Source organism: Pantoea sp. SIMBA_079 (assembly GCF_046940275.1).
Taxonomy (GTDB): domain Bacteria; phylum Pseudomonadota; class Gammaproteobacteria; order Enterobacterales; family Enterobacteriaceae; genus Pantoea; species Pantoea borealis.
In genome coordinates this window covers 1-238 of the sequence record NZ_JAWRYR010000879.1, presented here as the reverse complement: position 1 = coordinate 238, position 238 = coordinate 1, and the positions used below count along the sequence as shown (strand labels likewise).

Below are 238 nucleotides of genomic sequence, written 5' to 3'. Positions count from 1 at the left end.
GATCGCGTCGGCTCGCTCGTGTCCCGGCCGGCCGGCGAACGCCGTGCGGACCAGGACGCCATCGTCGGACAGCGCCTCCCACACGCGGCTCGACCCGGTGTGATCGATCGCAGCATCCAACGGGCCACCCGCCGCCTCCCGAGCACGGGCCGGCCACTCGGGGTCGGTGTGATCGACGACGGCGGCGCCCAGGTCGCGCACCCGGTCGGCCGTGCGCGCAGACGCGGTGCCCACCAGC

The 238-nt window shown here is 76.1% G+C and carries 1 protein-coding gene; it reads right to left on the bottom strand.

The features are described from left to right. Positions 1-238 (bottom strand): hypothetical protein (locus tag SB719_RS22450; RefSeq protein WP_412160077.1); only part of this gene is annotated, 238 nt, incomplete at both ends.